The organism is Kribbella sp. HUAS MG21 (assembly GCF_040254265.1).
Classification (GTDB): domain Bacteria; phylum Actinomycetota; class Actinomycetes; order Propionibacteriales; family Kribbellaceae; genus Kribbella.
Map to the genome: position 1 here is coordinate 6,453,786 of NZ_CP158165.1, position 15,050 is coordinate 6,468,835.

9 protein-coding genes are annotated in these 15,050 nt (G+C 69.9%); 7 read left to right on the forward strand and 2 right to left on the reverse strand.

Annotation, left to right across the window (positions count from 1 at the left end; all coding sequences use genetic code 11):
• Positions 1-80: 80 nt before the first annotated feature.
• From ABN611_RS31215 to ABN611_RS31230, 4 genes are all read left to right on the forward strand, one after another.
• Positions 81-2,444, forward strand: a complete 2,364-nt coding sequence (locus ABN611_RS31215; RefSeq protein ID WP_350275855.1) for a phosphoketolase family protein — start codon at positions 81-83, stop codon at positions 2,442-2,444.
• Positions 2,445-3,409: 965 nt separating this feature from the next.
• Positions 3,410-4,381 (forward strand): ring-cleaving dioxygenase, encoded by a 972-nt coding sequence (locus ABN611_RS31220; protein WP_350275856.1) that lies wholly within the window; start codon positions 3,410-3,412, stop codon positions 4,379-4,381.
• On the forward strand, positions 4,381-5,007 hold the full coding sequence (locus tag ABN611_RS31225) for an alpha/beta hydrolase (RefSeq protein WP_350275857.1): 627 nt from the start codon (positions 4,381-4,383) through the stop codon (positions 5,005-5,007). The genes ABN611_RS31220 and ABN611_RS31225 overlap by 1 nt, the downstream gene beginning before the upstream one ends.
• Positions 5,008-5,160: 153 nt before the next feature.
• The gene (locus ABN611_RS31230; RefSeq protein WP_350275858.1) at positions 5,161-7,917 is read left to right on the forward strand and encodes a LuxR C-terminal-related transcriptional regulator; all 2,757 of its coding nucleotides are present in this window, start codon (positions 5,161-5,163) and stop codon (positions 7,915-7,917) included.
• On the opposite strand, the gene ABN611_RS31235 is transcribed toward ABN611_RS31230, so the two are convergent.
• The gene (locus ABN611_RS31235) at positions 7,874-8,725 is read right to left on the reverse strand and encodes an alpha/beta hydrolase (RefSeq protein ID WP_350275859.1); all 852 of its coding nucleotides are present in this window, start codon (positions 8,723-8,725) and stop codon (positions 7,874-7,876) included. The two genes, ABN611_RS31230 and ABN611_RS31235, sit on opposite strands and share 44 nt — an antisense overlap.
• Positions 8,726-8,897: 172 nt before the next feature.
• On the opposite strand from ABN611_RS31235, the gene ABN611_RS31240 reads away from it, so the two are divergent.
• The 3 genes from ABN611_RS31240 to ABN611_RS31250 all read left to right on the forward strand — a co-directional run bounded on the left by ABN611_RS31240 (position 8,898) and on the right by ABN611_RS31250 (position 14,022).
• Positions 8,898-9,245, forward strand: coding sequence for a hypothetical protein (locus ABN611_RS31240; protein WP_350275860.1), 348 nt, complete (start codon positions 8,898-8,900; stop codon positions 9,243-9,245).
• A 139-nt stretch (positions 9,246-9,384) separates the two neighbouring features.
• Entirely contained in the window at positions 9,385-11,199 is a 1,815-nt protein-coding gene (locus tag ABN611_RS31245) for a glycoside hydrolase family 15 protein (RefSeq protein WP_350275861.1), read from the forward strand.
• Between the two features lie 63 nt (positions 11,200-11,262).
• On the forward strand, positions 11,263-14,022 hold the full coding sequence (locus ABN611_RS31250; RefSeq protein WP_350275862.1) for an AAA family ATPase: 2,760 nt from the start codon (positions 11,263-11,265) through the stop codon (positions 14,020-14,022).
• Here ABN611_RS31250 and ABN611_RS31255 read toward each other — a convergent pair.
• Complete coding sequence (locus ABN611_RS31255) at positions 14,019-14,849, reverse strand: isocitrate lyase/phosphoenolpyruvate mutase family protein (protein ID WP_350275863.1); 831 nt, start codon at positions 14,847-14,849, stop codon at positions 14,019-14,021. The genes ABN611_RS31250 and ABN611_RS31255 overlap by 4 nt on opposite strands.
• Positions 14,850-15,050 lie beyond the last annotated feature (201 nt).

The following is a 15,050-nucleotide window of genomic DNA, read 5'->3' on the forward strand; positions in this document are numbered from 1 at the left end:
CAGTGAGCCGAGAGACAAGGACGACCGTACCTATGTCGAACACTGTGTCCCTTTCCGAGACTGCCGACCGGGTTTCGGTGTTGAGTGATGCCGACCTCGAGTGTGTGGACGCCTGGTGGCGGGCCAACAACTATCTGACGGTGGGCCAGATCTATCTGATGGCGAACCCGTTGCTGCGTGAACCCCTGACGGCCGAGCACATCAAGCCGCGGCTGCTCGGGCATTGGGGGACCAGCCCGGGTTTGTCGTTCATCTATGCGCATGCGTCGCGTCTCATCCGGGAGACCGGCCAGGAGATGCTCTACCTCGCCGGTCCCGGACACGGTGGGCCCGCGCTGGTGGCGGCCGGCTACCTCGAGGGGACCTACAGCGAGGTCTATCCGCAGGTGACCGGCGACGCCGACGGCATGCGCCGGCTGTTCCGGCAGTTCTCCGCGCCTGGCGGTATCCCGAGCCACGTCTCGGTGACCACACCAGGCTCGATCCACGAAGGCGGCGAGCTCGGTTACGTCCTCGTTCATGCCTTCGGTGCCGTCATGGACAACCCGGACCTGATCGCGCTGGCGGTGGTGGGAGACGGCGAGGCGGAAACCGGCCCGTTGGAGGGGTCCTGGAAGGGCGTGTCCTTCCTGAACCCGGTCAGGGACGGGGCGGTGCTGCCGATTCTGCACCTGAACGGCGCGAAGATCGCCGGGCCCACGGTGCTGGGCCGGAAGGATCCCGCTGAGGTTCGGTCGCTCTTCGAGGGGCACGGCTATGACGTGATCGAGGTCGAGGGCGCGGAGCTGCCCGGCATGCACCGCCGGTTCGCCGCGGCGCTGGCGACGGCGTGGGGGCGGATCCGGGCGATCCAGGCCGCGGCCCGCGCGGGCGACTGGGACGGTAGCAGGCCACGCTGGCCGCTGATCGTACTGCGCACCCCGAAGGGCTGGACCGGTCCCGACAAGGTCGACGGCGTCCAGATGCTCGGTACCTTCCGTGCCCACCAGGTCCCGCTGTCCACCGTGCGGGAGAACCCTGATCATCTGCGGCTGCTCGAAACCTGGCTCCGCTCGTACCGGCCCGAAGAGCTCTTCGACGACAACGGGGCGCCCACGGAGCTGGTCCGCCGGGCCAATCCCGAGGGAACGCTGCGGATGAGCGCGACGCCGCACGCCAACGGAGGCCTGCTGATGCAGGCACTCGAGGTGCCCGACTACCGCCGGTACGCCGTCGACGTACCCGCCCCGGCCACCGTTCGCCTCGAGTCGACCCGGCGCCTCGGCGAACTGCTCCGGGACGTGTACGCGGCCAATCCCGACCGGTTCCGGCTGTTCTGTCCGGACGAGACCAACAGCAACCGGCTCGGCGCCGTGTTCGAGGCATCGGATCGTGGCTTCGCCGAGCGGGTGACGGACGCGGACGACAAGATCTCTCGCGACGGCCGGGTGATGGAGGTGCTCTCGGAACACAACTGCCACGGCTGGCTCGAGGGCTACACGCTGACCGGCCGGCACGGATTGTTCGCCACCTACGAGGCGTTCGCGATGGTCAGCGCGTCACAGACGATCCAGCACAGCAAGTGGCTGCAAGAGGCGGCGCAGTTGCCGTGGCGAGCTCGCGTCCCGAGCCTGAACATCCTGTTGACGTCCACCGCGTGGCGCAACGACCACAACGGCTTCAGTCACCAGGGACCGGGACTGATCCAGAACGTGATCACGACCAGGGGGACCATCGGCCGGGTGTACTTGCCGCCGGACGCGAACTGTCTCCTGTCGGTCGCGGACCATTGCTTGCGGTCGACGTCGTACGTCAACCTGATCGTGATCGACAAGCAGCCGCAGTTGCAGTACCTGACCATCGACCAGGCGGCCGAACACTGCGCCCGGGGAGCCGGGGTGTGGCCGTGGGCGGGTACCGACGACGGCACGGCCGATCCCGACATCGTGCTCGCCTGCGCCGGTGACGTGGTGACGATGGAGACCGTTGCGGCCGCGGAGATTCTGCGCGAACGCCTGCCGCACTTCCGCACCCGTGTGGTCAACGTCGTCGACCTGATGTCGCTGGTGCGCCGCCGCGATCATCCGCACGGTATGGACGAGACTCTGTTCAACGAGCTCTTCACGGATCACGTCGACGTCGTCTTCGCCTTCCACGGGTACCCCGGAGCGATTCACCAGCTGGTCCACGGGCGCCCGGACGCGGACCGGTTCCGGGTCCGCGGATTCATCGAGGAGGGCACCACCACGACACCGTTCGACATGGTGGTGCGCAACCGCGTCTCGCGATACCACCTCGTGATGGACGCACTCAACAACGCGCGCCGTACGCCGCCCGGCGCCAGCGACCTGAAGGCCTGGTGCCAGGCCCGGCTCGCCGAGCATGCGCAGTACGTTGTGGAGAACCTGCAGGACTTGCCGGACATCCGGGACTGGGTGGTGCCCGACCCCGCCGAGCAGAGCTGATCACCTGGACTTCGCGCCGATCGCAGAGCTGCACAGCGGCGCCGTGAGAGCGGAGTCATCGCGGGCGGGAGCCACGGCGAGCCACTCCAGGCGGCGGCCTCCGCGTCACGAACGCGACGAGGACGAGCGCGCCGGCCATGATGAGGGCCGGGATCGCCAGTGCTCGGGCCCGGCCGGTGCGGGAGATCGGGTCGTCGCCGAAGTGGGCGGTCCCGGTTTCGGCCAGGCTGCTTGCGTAGGCTACGGCGTTCCCGGTTGCGACCGCTGAACGCAGCTTCGAATTGGCGGGTGGGACGTTTCGACGGCGGACGCGTTGCTCCTCCGGAGCGGCCGCCGGCGCCGATGACCGCAGGAATGAAAGCAGAAGCGCTCGTCGGATCTCGCCATTTCGAACGGCGCCGAACACTATTCGCAGACGTTGGTACGGCGGACGGATCGGCCACTGGTCAGGGGTGCGAGGTGCTCATGCTGGGTCAACGTTTGGTCCGCCCGGACGTCTGCCCAGTCCTTTCAGGCCGCTGACACGCCTCGAGTGACTGATGTGTAACAGCTGTCGGCATTGGTGAATCCGCATGGTGGCGCGTCCGGGGCCGGTCGGCTTGCTCGACTGAGGTCTGGATGGCCAACCGGCCTGGACGCCGGAGTGGTGGTGTGTTGTCTGCAGGTGCGAGTCCTGGAGTTCAGGTACCAGGACCCGGCGGTGTCGTGCTGCGGGTTCGACGAGGTGTGGCCGCCCGGGGTGGTCGGGGCGTGCACTGTCACAGGTGGCACTGTCACAGGTGGTGGGGCTGTTCGGACTTTGGGGGTGGGACCGTTGCAGGTGGGAGACGACTGTGAGTCCGAGAGCGCCGATGAGGAGCGAGACCGTTCAGCGATGGGTCGCGTCGGCGGTCTGGTTGATCCCTGGCATCCTGCCCATCGCCGTCACCGGCTTCTACGTCATCTGAACACAGGAGATGTGAGTCATGAACAGCTCGGTCGCACCGCACGGGTTGCATCACGTGACCGCGATTGCGGAGGATCCGCAGCGCAACGTCGACTTCTACACCACGGTCCTGGGCCTGCGGCTGGTGAAGCGGACCGTCAACTTCGACGCCCCGGACGCCTACCACCTGTACTACGGCGACACCTCGGGTCGGCCGTCGACGCTGCTGACGTTCTTCCCCTGGCCGGGAGTGCCGAAGGGAAGGCAGGGCACCGGTCTCACCACGGCGACAGCGTTCAGTGTTCCGCCGGAGTCGTTGGGTTGGTGGCAGGAGCGGTTGCGGAGCCTGCGGGTCGACGCCGATGCGCCGGTTGCCACGTCGGACGAGGAGATCTTGCGGCTGCGGGATCCCGACGGGCTGGTGATCGAGTTGGTCGCGTCGGAGGGAGACAGCCGGTCGGGCTGGGACGGTGTGGCCGCCATTCCGTCCGACAACGCGATCCGCGGTCTGTTCTCGGTCACGATGACTGAGCAGATGCTCGACCCGACAGCGGAGATGCTGGCCGGCATGCTGGGCATGAGCCACGGCCAGGACACCTCCGACGGCAGTCGGTTCGTGATGTCGGGGAGCGCTGAGGGTACGGCGGTGGATGTGAAGGCCAGCCGGTCGTCGCGTGGGCTGCAGGCGGCCGGCACGGTGCATCACATCGCGTTCCGGGCACCGGACGGCGAGACGCAGGCGAAGTGGCGCGAGGAGCTGATGGACGCCGGGGTCCCGGTGACCGAGATCCTGGACCGGCAGTACTTCACCTCGATCTACTTCCGCGAACCCGGCGGTGTCCTGCTGGAGATCGCGACCGACCAGCCGGGCTTCACGGTCGACGAGCCGTTGCTGGAGCTCGGCCAGCACCTGAAGCTGCCGCCCTGGCTGGAGCCGAACCGGGATCAGATCGAGGGCGCGCTCCCGTCACTGCGTGTCCCTCCGGTGCCGCAGCCGGACGAGATCGACTGATGAGCGAGGAGCCGCTCGAGCGGCCGCATGTCTGGCGGCCGGGTACGTTCACGCCGCCGTTACTGTTGTTGCACGGCACCGGCGGCGACGAGCAGGATCTCCTCCCGCTGCGACCGCACCTGGCGCCTGGATCCGCGGTGTTGTCGCCGCGCGGCACGGTGCTCGAGCACGGCATGGCACGGTTCTTCCGCCGGCTGCGGGAGGGGGTGTTCGACGAGGACGACCTTCGGCTGCGCGCCGACGAGCTCGCGGCCTTTCTCACCGCGGCCGAGCAGAAGTACGGCGTACCAGCCGGGTCCTGGCTCGCCGTTGGCTTCTCGAACGGAGCCAACATGGCCTCCGCCCTGCTCGTTCGCCACCCCGAGTCACTGGCAGGCGCCGTACTGCTGGCCGCGATGGTCCCCTTCGCGGCAGACGAACCCGAAGATCACGCCCTGGCCGGCAAGCGCGTCCTGATCGTGAACGGGGACCACGACCCGATGGCCACGCCCCAACAGACCACGAGACTGGCTGAGCAACTGCGCCGCCGGGACGCCGACGTCGAGCTCCTCACGTTCCCCGGTGGCCACACCATCGACCCCGGCCAGTTGCCGCGCATCCGGACGTTCGTGAACCCACAGAGCTGACGCCCGTGGACCTGGCTTCGCGGGAACTGGTCGCCTGATCCCGGGTTCGTTGCCACCTCCGGCCGGCTGTGGCTAGTCTGGCGCCTTGGGCGGTGGGCAATGGGGATTCACCTGCAAGGCCGGCGGCGCGAGTGTGCGACTCTCGATCGGCTCGTGGCCGGTCTGAGAGCCGGGCAGAGTGCTGCGCTCGTGGTACGCGGTGACGCCGGCATCGGCAAGACGGCTCTGCTCGATTATCTGGAGCAGCACGCCGGCCCGTGCCGGGTCGTCCGTGCATCCGGAGTCGAGTCCGAGCTGGAGCTGGCGTACGCCGGTCTGCATCAACTCTGCGCCCAGCTTCCGGAGCGGTTGCCCAGCCCGCGCTACGACGCGCTCGGTACGGCGTTCGGACTGACGACCGGGGTTCCGCCCGACCGCTTCCAGGTCGGCCTCGCGATGCTGAACCTGCTCGCCGACGTCGCTGACGACGCGCCCCTGATCTGTTTGATCGACGACGCGCAGTGGCTGGACAAACTGTCCGCTCAGACCCTCGCGTTCGTGGCCCGCAGGCTTCTCGCCGAGCGGGTCGCGCTTGTCTTCGCGGTCCGCGCGCCCGACTACACGCACGAGCTGACCGGCTTACCGGAGCTCCGGGTCAGCGGGCTGGGCTTCAGCGACGCCCGGGCTCTGCTCGACACGGTCTTGACCGGTCTGATCGACGACCGTGTCCGGGACCGTTTCGTGGCCGAGACCCAGGGCAATCCGCTGGCGCTGATCGAGTTGCCGCGTGGCCTGACGCCAGGTCTGTTGGCGGGTGGATACGGCCTCCCCGTAGTGCCCGATGCGGGTCCACTGACCGGCCGGATCGAGCAGGGCTTCCGGCATCGCCTGGAACCGCTGCCGACGGAGACCCGCCTGCTCCTGCTCACCGCCGCGGCCGAGCCGATCGGCGACGCAGCCCTCTTGTGGCGGGCAGCTGATCGGCTCGGTATCGGTCCGGACGCCGCGGCGCCGGCCGAGGCGGCCGGGTTGATCGATGTCCGCTCCAGAGTGCAGTTCCGGCATCCGATGATTCGTTCGGTCGTGTACCAGGCAGCCTCTCCGGCTGATCGGCGGACGGTGCACGGCGCCCTGGCCGACGCCACGGAGGCGGCCGTCGACCCGGACCGCAGGGTCTGGCATCAAGCCCACGCGGCCGTCGGTCTGGACGAGTCGGTGGCGGCCGACCTGGTGGGCGCAGCCGAGCGGGCGCGGATGCGCGGCGGTGTCGCGGCGGCGGCCGTCTTCCTGGAGCGAGCCGCGGAGCTGACTCCGGATGCGCGCCGGCGTGCGGAGCGAGCGTTGACCGCGGCGGCCGCCAAGTTCCGGGCCGGCGAGCCGCAGATCGCCCACGAGCTGCTCGCCGCGGCCGAGATCGGCCCGCTGGGCGATCACCAGCAGGCGCATCTCGGGTGGCTGCGAGCCCAGATCGTCTTCGCCCGCCGGCGCGGACGCGATGCCGCCCCGCAGCTGCTCGACGCGGCCAACAGGCTCGACGCACTGGATGATCCGATGGCGCGGGAAGCCTACCTCGAAGCGCTCGGAGCCGCGATCTACGGTGGTCGGCTCAGCGATGTCGAAAAGGCGGCCGAGGCGGCTTGTGCTGCTCGGTCCACAGCTGCCCCCGGGCCGATGGATCTCCTGCTGACCGGGGTCGCTACACGATTCACGGCCGGTTACGCCGCCGCCGTACCGCTGCTGCGCCGCGCGCTGAGCGCGCTTCGGGCGGACGCCAGCGGCGGTGAAAGTCGCCTCGAACACTGGTTGTGGCTGGCCTGCCCTGTCGCGCCCGAGCCGATCGCCCCCGAGCTCTGGGACGACGAGGCGTGGCACGACCTGGCGGTCCGCGCGGTCGAGCTCGGCCGTCGGCTGGGTGCGCTCGGAGTCCTGCCCATGGCGTTGTCGCTCCGTGCGGGCGTCCACCTGCATGCGGGCGAGTTCGCCGCGGCGGCGGCGCTGGTGTCCGAGTCGGATGCGATCGCGGTGGCCACCGGGAGGGCGCCGCTGAGGTACACCCACTTGATGCTGGCCGCCTGGCGCGGTGACGAGGAGGCGGCCATCAAGGCCATCGAGGCCGGGGCCCGGGATGCGACCGAGTCGGGGGAGGGGCGAGCGCTCGCCTTGGTCAGGTGCGTGACCGCGATCCTCTACAACGGCCTCGGCCGGTACGACGCCGCGCTCGATGCCGCGCGTCAAGCGGTCGAGCAGGAGGATCTCGGGTTCTACGGCTGGTCCCTGGCAGAGCTTGTCGAGGCGGCAGCCCGCAGCGGCGCGCGGAGTACGGCGGTCGACGCGCTCCAGCGCCTCGAAGAACATGCACTGGCAGCCGGCACCGACTGGTCGCTCGGCGTGCTGGCTCGGTCGGCGGCGCTGCTCGCCGAAGGCCCGGCCGCCGAGGCGCTGTACCGGGAGGCGGTGCGGCGACTCGGGCAGACGCGCATCGCCGTACACCTGGCACGTGCGCACCTGGTGTACGGCGAGTGGTTGCGACGCGAAGGCCGGCGGCAGGATGCCCGATTCCATCTGCGCGTCGCCTTCGACAGCCTCGGCGACATGGGCGCGAAGGCGTACGCCGAGCGAGCTCGACAGGAGCTCCAAGCTACCGGCGAGACGGCCCGGCGACGCCAGGTCGACACCCACGCCCTCCTCACACCGCAGGAGGCGCAGATCGCGCAGCTGGCTGCCACCGGGCTCACGAACCAGGAGATCGGCAGTCAGCTGTTCCTCAGTCATCACACTGTGGAGTGGCATCTCCGCAAGGTGTTCAGCAAGCTCGCCGTCACCTCGCGCAGGCAGCTCAGCGCAGACCTGATCGCGGACGCCAGCCCGCGGTCTACGGTGCGAAGTTCTACCGAGACACTGCGCGGGCGGCTTGTTCGATCACCCGAGTGACGGTTCCCGGTTGGGTCATCAGGCCGAGGTGTCCCGCGTCGTACTCCGTGATGGTGGCGCCGGCCCGCTGGGACATCTTCCGCTGCTCGTCGGCCGGGATGATCTGGTCCTCGGTGCCGATCAGGCTCCAGGACCGGATCGTCTTCCAGGCCGGGGTCCCGGACGGCTCGTTCAGCGCTCCCAGGGCACCCGGCCGCTGGGTCGCGAAGACCAGGTTCTTGTCGTCGGTGCTCAGGCCGGTGGCGAACGAGGTGAAGACGGCCGAGGGCTTGAGGTAGACATCGGTCTGCGGGGTGGGCGGGACGGTGGCGGGAACGAGGTCGAACACGGTCGCCGGATCGACGGCCAGCGCGGAGTCCAGACCGACGAGCTGGAACGGCGTCTCGCCGGCCTCCGGCGCGAACGAGTTGACGTACACCAGAGCCTTCACGTTCGGCAGCCCGGTGGCCGCGTTGCTGATCACGAAACCGCCGTACGAGTGACCAACCAGCACGATCGGTCCCGGCAAGGTTTCGAGGAATGCCCGCACTGACGCGGCGTCACTCGCCACCGAGCGCAGCGGGTTCGGGATGGCGCGAACGGTGTAGCCGTCGTCCTGCAGCCGCTCGATGACCCGGTTCCAGCTCGAGCCGTCCGCCCACGAGCCGTGCACCAGCACGACGGTCGGCCTGGTTCCCTGTCGTTCGCCCGCGACGCTCTGAACCGGATTGACACTCGCCATGGCCATGGCCACCGCGGCGAGCAGGAACCCCAGGGTCCGCCATCGTCCTGGCGTCCGGCGAGCTGGGATGGTCAGGGGAGTCTTCATGGATCTGTCCTGTTCCGTGCGATGAAGGTGCGATGAACAGCCGGCCGCGTAGCGGTCGGCTGCCCTATTGGTCCCGGCAGCCCCTCAGGGTGTGACAGCGCCGACCGGACGTCACAGCTCGGCCATGCGCCCGGTCCAAGTCGATGCACACCCAACAGAGGGAGCTGACGGCATGACGCACGACGAGGTGGCCCGCAACCTGAAGGGCATGGACGAGCTCGACTTCAACGGCTGGAACCGGGCCGACTGGCACGGCGTGTTCGCTGACTGCCACACCGACGACGTCCTGGTGGAGGTCAACGGGCAACCTCCGACCCGGGGGATCGAGGAGCACATCGAGGCCATGAAGGCCTTGGTGGAGTCGAGCGGAGGTACGCCGGTCCAGGTCGCCTCGCACCCGATCAGCTTCGGCTCCGGGGAGTGGACCTGCGCGGTCGGCGAGTTCGAAGGCGGCGGCCGGATGGTGACCATCGCGAAGTGGCGCGACGGCGCGGTCGCCGAGGAATACATCTGGCTCTAGACCAGGGCTTCGCACCCGATTCGCACGCGGTCCCCAGGGAGTGGTTCGGGGTCTGACCAGGGATCGGCACCGGCGCGTGCGCGGATCGCGAGCCCGACGCTGGATGACAGGAACCAGGCACGGTCGACGAGGAAGATTCATGACCAGGCAGATCGAGGACTACGCACTCATCGGCGACCTGCGGACGGGCGCGATGGTCGGTGCCGACGGAGCGATCGACTGGTTGAGCCTGCCGCGTTTCGACTCGCCCGCGGTGTTCGCCGCGCTTCTCGGGCGGAGCGAACACGGGACCTGGCGTCTTGCGCCTGTCGATCACGACCGGTGTACGCGTCGCCGGTACCGCACCGGTTCCCTGATTCTCGAAACGGAGTGGGTCACCGACGCCGGTGCGGTACGGGTCGTCGACCTGATGGTCCCCGGATCCGCAACCCCGACAGTGGTGCGGATCGTCGACGGCCTGGTGGGCGCCGTACGGATGCGAACCGGACTCTTCCCGCGGATGACCTACGGCAAGGACGTTCCAGCCTTGCGCAGCGGCGGCGACGGCCGTCTGGTCGCGTTCTCGGACAGCGACGAGTTGTGGCTCGAGAGCGACGTGGCGTTGACGATCGGCGACGGAGGCTGGACAGGCGACTTCGTCGTGACCTCGGGGGAGCGCGTCGCGTTCACCCTCACGCACACGACGGCCGGCGAACTCCCCGTGGCTGTTCCGGCGAGTACCGCGCTGACCACCACCGAGACGTTCTGGGCCAAGTGGCTCAGCCAGTCGACGTACGCCGGACCCTGGGCGGACGAGGTCAATCAATCGTTGGTCATCCTGAAGGCTCTCACCTACGCGCCGACGGGGGCGATCCTGGCCGCCGCGACCACTTCACTCCCTGAACGGATCGGCGGTTCGCGAAACTGGGACTACCGATACACCTGGTTGCGCGACGCAACTTTCACCCTGCACGCCTTCCTCGCCACCGGCTTCCTCGGCGAGGCCGCCGCGTGGCGGGACTGGCTGGTGCGCGCCGTCTCCGGCGATCCCGCCGACCCGCAGATCATGTACGCCGTGGACGGTTCCGGGCAGATCCCTGAGCAGACACTCGACTGGCTCCCCGGGCACGCCGGCTCCGCGCCGGTGCGGGTCGGGAACGCCGCCGCCACGCAGCAGCAGAACGACGTGTGGGGCGAGGTGCTCGACGTACTCTCGGCCGCTCGCGCCGCCGGCGTACCGGATTCCGCGGACCAGCAGAAGCTGGAACGGGCGCTGCTCGACCGCATCGAATGCTGCTGGCAGGAGCCGGACCACGGCCTGTGGGAGGTCCGCGGCCCACGCAGGCACTTCGTGCACTCGAAGCTCATGGCCTGGGTGGGAGTCGACCGGACCGTTCGCCGGCTGGAGGCGCAGACCGGCGACAACTCCGCCGAGCTCGCCCGGCTGACGGTACTGCGGCGCACGATCCGGCAGGAGATCCTGGACCACGGGTACGACGCCCGCCGGCGCGCGTTCACCCAGTCCTACGGGTCTCCCAGGCTGGACGCCGCCGTCCTGCTGATGCCGCGGTACGGCCTCCTCGCCGCGGACGATCCGCGCACGGTCAGCACGGTCGACGCGATCCAGCGCGAACTCACCGACGACGGGCTCGTGCTCCGCTACGCGGTGAGCGACGACGCGCCCAACGTCGACGGTGTCCCGGGCAGTGAGGGCACGTTCCTGGCGACGTCCTTCTGGCTCGCCGACGCGCTGCACGGCATTGGTCGCACCAACGAGGCAACGGAACTGTTCGAGCGGCTGCTGTCGCTCCGCAACGACGTCGGACTCCTGAGTGAGGAGTACGACGCGGCTACCGGCCGTCACCTGGGCAACACGCCGCAGGCATTCAGCCACGCCGGGCTGATCACCACGGCACTGGCCCTGGGTGCGGCGGCGGCCTCAACCGCCAGGCTGCCGCGCGCCGGCGCTGCCTGAGTCCGCGGTCGACGTACCCTGGGGTGCTTGGGCCGGCGTGGGCGCGGGCTGTAGCGTCCTGCCATGTCGACCGAGTATCCGAACCACGGGTTACTGGGTCGGCATGCGGAGTGCCTGTTCATGGATCGGCTCCTGGACACCGTGCGCTCCGGCCAGAGCCAGGTCGTGGTCGTGCGCGGTGAGCCCGGCATCGGGAAGTCCGCACTGCTGGCGTACACACTGCGCAGTGCGTCCGGCTGTCGTGTCGTGCGAGTGGCCGGGGTGGAGTACGAGACGGAGCTGGCCTACGCCGGGCTTCATCAGCTGTGCGCGCCGTTGCTCCGGCTGAAGGAACGACTGCCGGCGCCGCAGCGTGACGCTCTCGAGACGGCGTTCGGGTTGAGCGCCGGCGAGCCTCCCGACCGCTTCGTCGTCGGGCTGGCCGCACTCGCGCTCCTGGCCGAGGCCGCGGAGGAACGTCCGCTGCTGTGTGTGATCGACGACGCGCAGTGGCTGGACCGGGAATCGCTGCTGACGATCTCCTTCGTCGCCCGCCGCCTGTTCGCCGAGTCGGTCGGCATCGTGCTCGCGATCCGGCAACCCACCGAGGTGGGGGAGCTGGCCGGCCTCCCGCAGCTGGTGCTCGGCGGACTGCGGTACGGCGACGCCCGTGAGCTCGTGGACGCGGCGTGGCCCGGGCGGCTGGAGGAACGAGTTCGGGATCGTGTCATCGCGGAGGCGCGCGGCAATCCGCTCGCACTCCTCGAGTTTCCCCGAGGACTCACTCCGGCCGCGCTTGCCGGCGGCTACCAGCTCCCGGACGCGGCTCCGCTCGCGACACAGATCGAGCAGAGCTTCCTCCGCCAGGTCGAGTCCCTTCCGGCAGACACCCGGCAGCTGCTGCTGACAGCGGCCGCCGAGCCGATGGGCGACGTGCCGCTGCTGTGGCGGGCGGCGAACCTGCTCGGGCTGCCACCGGACGCCGCGGTGGCCGCACAGCGGGACGGGTTGATCGACCTCGGCACACACGTCCGCTTCCGGCATCCGCTGGTGCGCTCGGCGATCTACCGGGCAGCGCCGGCGAGCGACCGGCTGAAGGTCCACAGTGCCCTGGCCACCGCCATCGATGCCGCGCTCGAACCCGACCGCGCCGCATGGCACCGCGGTCATGCGGCGACCGGGCTCGACGAGTCCGTCGCCGAGCAGCTCGAGCGTTCCGCCGGGCGCGCGCAATCCCGCGGCGGCTTCGCCGCTGCCGCCGCCTTCCTGGAGCGGGCGGCAGAGCTGACCCCGGATCCGCGCCGTCGCGGCCGGCGAGTTCTTGCCGCCGCCCGGGCGAGATTCCGGTCGGGCGCGTTCGACGCCGCTACGGCACTGCTGGCGCTGGCGGCGGGATACCCGCTCGACGACCTCGACCGGGCCCTGGTCGCTCGCCTGCACGCTCAGATCGTGTTCGTGGTCGCGCGCGGCGTCGAGGCCCCGGCGCCGTTGCTCGCGGCGGCCGAGCAGCTCGCGCCGCTCGACGTCGAGACGGCCCGTGACACCTACCTGGAGGCGCTCGGCGCGACGCTGTACGCCGGCCGCCTGCACGGCGCCGTCGGTGCGTACCAGGTGGCCGTCGCGGCGCGCGGCGCGCTCCCGCAGGGCGACGCGGCGCGACCTACGGATCTTCTCCTCGACGGCTTGGCGACCCGGTTCACTGACGGCTACGTGGCCGGAGTGGCGCCTCTGCGACAGGCTCTGGACGCGTTCGCCGTTGCCGGCGACAACGACATCCTGACCTGGTTCTGGCTGCCGTGGCTTGTCGCGGGCGATCTCTGGGACGACGTGAAGTGGCACGATCTGGCTGCTCAGGCCGTCCGCCTGTGCCGTGAGTCCGGCGCGCTCACCTCGCTACCTCTGGCGCTCGGTTACCGCGCGGTGGTGCATGTGCATGCCGGTGAGTTCGCGGCGGCGTCGGCGTTGATGGAAGAAGGGCACGGGATCGCCCAGGCGACCGGCGGCGCGGCGGTGAACTATCCGCCGATGTTGCTCGCCGCCTGGCGGGGCGTCGAGCCGACGGAACTGCTGGAGGCCTTCCGCGTCGATCTCGACGACGTGACCGCGCGGGGCGAGACCCGGTGGATCGGCGGCATCGGCTACGTCAACGCGGTACTGCACAACGCGCTCGGACGCCACGACGTCGCGCTGGCCTCGGCGCGGCAGGCGTGCGAGTACGACGACCTGGGCCTGTACGGCTTCACGCTGGTCGAGTTGGTCGAAGCCGCGGCGAGAAGCGGCGCCCGGGACGAGGCCGCGGCCGCCCTGCGGCACGTTCGGGAACGAACGAGTGCCGCCGGGACCGATTGGGCGCTCGGTGTCCAGGCCTGGTCGCGCGCGCTGCTCAGCGAGGGTCGTACGGCCGAAGGTTTGTACCGGGAGGCGATCGAGCGACTCGAGCAGACCCGCGTCACCGTGCACCTCGGCCGGGCGCGCCTCCTGTACGGCGAGTGGCTGCGCCGGGCATCCCGGCGTGCCGACGCGCGCCAGCAGCTCCGGGCCGCGCACGACCTCTTCAGCCAGGTCGGAGCCAAGGCGTACGCCGAACGCGCCGGGCGGGAACTCGTCGCCGCCGGCGGGGTTGCGCGCAGCTCCAGCGACCGCACCGTCGCCTTGCTGACCAGCCAGGAATCCCAGATCGCACGGCTTGCGCGGGACGGCCTGTCGAACTCCGAGATCGGGGCAGAGCTGTACATCAGCCGTCACACCGTGGACTGGCATCTGCGGAAGGTGTTCGCAAAGCTCGAGATCAGCTCGCGCAAGCAGTTGGGCCGCCTTCCGCTGAGCCGCCTCGAATCGGCCTAGCCGTCGCGGAGTGCGGCGAGTTCCTCCCCGAACCGCGCCATCGCCGAGTGGTGCAGGAAGGGGCCCCAGCTCACCCGCGCGACGCCGAGCGCTGCGAGTTCGGCCAGCGGCGGCGTCGGTGGAAGCCGTACGACGTTGACCGGGCCGGCGACCTGTGAGACGAACTCGCGCAGCGCGCCCGGCTCCCACAGACCGATCGGGTAGACGCAGTCGGCGCCCGCGTCGAGATACGCCGTCGCGCGCTCGATGGCGTCGGGCACCAACGGTGCCATCACCTCGGAATCGGCGCCGGCGAGCAGCGCTGGTACGAAGACGTCGACGCGGGCGTTGACGACCAGCGGATAGTCCGTCTCGGTCGCGGCCTGGCGAACTGCGGCCAGCCACTTGGCGTGCTCGGACGGCGCCCGCAGACCACCGACGCGGTGATCGGTGTCCTCGAGGTTGCAGCCGGCCGCGCCGATACTCCGTAGCGCGGCCACCAGGTCGGTTGGTTCCATGCCGTAGCCGGCCTCCGCGTCGACCGTGACCGGCACGTCCACTGCCCGGGCGATCCGTGCGGCCGCGGCGAACATTTCGTCGGCCGGCGCCCGCTCCTGGTCTTCGTATCCGAGTGCGGCCGCCACGGCCGCGCTACTGGTCGCGACGACCGGGAACCCGGCCGCGACCACGGCGCGAGCCGACGCCACATCCCAAGCATTCGGCAGCAGCAGCGGAGCGTCAGCCTGATGCAACGACCGAAGCAGCTCACAGCGGACCTGCAGCTGTACGTTCTGGGAATCGCCCATCTCGTCCCGCCCCTCGATCCCGCACTGCCGACCCTCAAGCATTGCGCACCGCGGACCGTCTCCGGAAGTGCCTGATCGGCGGTATTCACCGTCCGCGGGCCGCGCGTCCGGCGCTTCAGCTCAGCAAGGCCGGAGATCGGAGGGCTTCGGAACGGCCATCAAGCCGTTGTTCCGCGAACTCGACCGCCGGTCGATGCTGAGTCGCTTCGACCTCTGGTCGTACGAGCGCTGGGCGGCGAGCGG